The 2,634-nt window shown below is 75.9% G+C and carries 3 protein-coding genes; 1 reads left to right on the top strand and 2 read right to left on the bottom strand.

The window, feature by feature from the left end; translation table 11 throughout:
- Positions 1-11: 11 nt before the first annotated feature.
- Positions 12-1,010 carry a zinc-binding dehydrogenase gene (locus EAO70_RS35750; RefSeq protein ID WP_148006958.1) on the bottom strand — a complete coding sequence of 333 codons (999 nt, stop codon included), beginning with the start codon at positions 1,008-1,010 and terminating at the stop codon, positions 12-14.
- Between the two features lie 57 nt (positions 1,011-1,067).
- On the bottom strand, positions 1,068-2,258 hold the full coding sequence (locus tag EAO70_RS35745) for a phytoene desaturase family protein (RefSeq protein ID WP_148006957.1): 1,191 nt from the start codon (positions 2,256-2,258) through the stop codon (positions 1,068-1,070).
- Between the two features lie 116 nt (positions 2,259-2,374).
- On the opposite strand from EAO70_RS35745, the gene EAO70_RS35740 reads away from it, so the two are divergent.
- Positions 2,375-2,634: pentapeptide repeat-containing protein (locus EAO70_RS35740; RefSeq protein WP_187284186.1), on the top strand; the 260-nt coding region annotated here is incomplete at its 3' end.

Raw genomic sequence — 2,634 nt, 5'->3', positions numbered from 1 at the left:
GGATCAGGGGATCAGGGGATCAGGACCACCTTGCCCGTCGTGCCCCGCGTCTCCAGGGCACGGTGCGCGGCCGCCGCGTCCGCGAGGGGGAAGCGCTGGACCGCCGGGCGGAGGGTGCCGGTGGTCGCGGCGTCCAGGGCGGCGAGTTCGAGGGTGCGGACGTCCCCGCCTGCCTTCTGGAGCATGACGGGGCCGAGGACGGACTCCGAGGTGATGCCGCGCTCGGCCAGCTCCTCCGGGGTGAAGGTGAGCGGCTCGCCGTCGAGGAGGCCGCTGCTCGACCAGCCGAAGACGAGGTGCTGCCCGCCCTTGCCGAGGAGGTCGACGGCTGCGCGGCCGGTGTCGCCGCCGACCGAGTCGAAGACGACCGTGGCGGTGCGCCCGTCCAGGTGGGCGCGGACCTGACGCGGCCAGTCGGGCCGTGTGTAGTCGACGGCGAGGTCGGCGCCGTTCTCCTCGACGCGGGCGGTCTTGGCGGGGCCGCCGGCCAGGCCGATGACGGTGGCGCCGGCGTTCTTGGCGTACTGGACGAGCAGGGTTCCGATGCCGCCGGCCGCCGCGGGGACGATCGCCACCGAGTCGGGGCCGAGTTCGGTGAACTGGAGGATCCCCAGGGTGGTGCGGCCGGTGCCGATCATGGCGACGGCCTCCGCCTCGCCGAGGTGGTCGGGCAGGGCGTGCAGGCGGGTGGCGTCGGTGACGGCGAGTTCGGCGTAGCCGCCGGGGGCCATGCCGAGGTGGGCGACGACCCGCCTGCCGAGCCAGCCGGGGTCGGTGCCCTCGCCGAGGGCGTCGACGGTGCCGGCGACCTCGCGCCCCGGGACGGTGGGCAGCTCGACGGGCGCGGGGAAGGGGCCCGTCCGGCCCTCCCTGAGCGCGGTGTCGAGGAGGTGCACGCCGGCCGCCGCGACCTTGATGCGGACCTGGCCGGGGCCGGGTACCGGGTCGGGGGTCTCCTCGTACACGAGGTTCTCGGCGGGACCGAAGGCGTGGAGGCGGATGGCGTGCATGGCGTTCCCCGTTCGTCGTGCGGGCGGTCGGTGAGTGACGAGGAACAGCCTCCGACCTCAAGCATGCTTGAGGTCAAGCCCCTTCCGGTCGTCGCCGCGACGCGCGCGCAGCGCCAGTGACACCGCCTCCACCGCGCTGGTGAACGACACCTCCGAGAGCACCCCGGGCGCCGCCACCTGGTCGCCCACCAGGTACACCCCGTCGCCCCGGTCGATGGCGGGCCGGTCGCGCCAGGTCGTGCCGGGCAGGTCGACCGCCCCCGTACGGCCCTGGGACAGCGACTCCCGCCGCCACACCGTCCGCTCGCGCCAGCCGGGGAAGCCCAGGTCGAGGAGCCGTTCGGCGTGGGCCACGCCGTCCGCCTTGGACGCGTCGGGGCCGATCGGCAGCTGGGCCTGGATCAGCTGCTGCCCGGCCGGGGCGAGCGTGGGGTCCTGGGCGGTGAAGCGCTCGATCCAGCCCGGGGCGTCCAGGTCCGAGAGCACGAACGGGTCGCCCTTCCGGGTCCGCACCGCCAGGTCGAACAGGACGGTACGGCCGCTCTCCCACGTCAGCGACGGGTCGCCGAGCAGCCGGGCGGCGGCCGGCAGGGCGGTCGCGACGATCACGGGCCCCTGGTCGCGCGGCAGGTCGTCCAGGCTGTCGACCCGGGCCGAGGTCTCGATCCGGGCGCCCAGCTCCCACGCGCGCGCGACCATCCGCTCGACGAGCCGGCCCCAGCCTCCCCGGACGTAGTGCGCCTCGGGCGGCAGGGCGGCGGCCCGGTGCAGCCGTTCCTGCACGAACCGGGCGGAGAGCGACCCCGGGTCGTGGTGGAAGAGCGCGACCCCGGAGTACGCGGCGGCCGCCCGCGCGCCCCGCTCGCCCGCCAGCCCGGTCGCCCAGGTGCGGAAGTCGGTGTCCACGGGGGCCTTCCCGGCGCTGCGCAGCGCCTGGCGGATCATGGCCGGCGGCGGGGTGCGGAGCACAGAACCGCCCCGGTGGAAGCGGAGCCGGAGGACCTCGGAGGCCGGCAGCGGGGCCAGCGGGCCGAGGAGTCCGCGCTGCTTGAGCCAGGTCCAGTGCGGGCCGCCCGCGTACAGGGCGTGCGGGCCCTCGTTGGTGTGGTGCGGGCCCTCGGACGTACGGGCCCGGCCGCCGGGGGTCCGGTGCGCCTCGTGGAGGGTCACCCGGACGCCCGCCTCGGCGGCGGTGATGGCGGCGGTCAGTCCGGCGAAGCCGCCGCCGACGATCGTGAGCCTGCGCATGTCGCTCTCCCTGTCCCTCGAACGGACCTGGTGTCCGGTCCCGCCCATGGGACGGCCGGGGGCACCGCGTTTGTGACATCGGGGGTGTTGTCAGTGGCGTACATCACCATGGAGGCATGGCGACGACTCGGAAGAAGAAGACGGCGGTGGCGGCGGCGCGGCGGCCCGACCTGCGGCTGCCTCCCCTGGAGGCGTACGGGGGAGGGCTCGCACCGGACGGGGACTACGACGGGCTGGAACTGGCCGGGCTCGACCTCGCGGGGCAGTCGGCGGAGGGCGCGCGGTTCCTGGACTGCGCGCTGCGCGACTGCGCCCTCGACGAGGCGCGGCTCACCGGGGCCCGCTTCCTCGACTCGGTGCTCACGGGGGTGCGGGG

Source organism: Streptomyces sp. adm13(2018) (assembly GCF_008042145.1).
GTDB lineage: Bacteria > Actinomycetota > Actinomycetes > Streptomycetales > Streptomycetaceae > Streptomyces.
The sequence above is the reverse complement of the archived record's forward strand: the minus strand, read 5'-3'. Positions and strand labels throughout refer to the sequence as shown.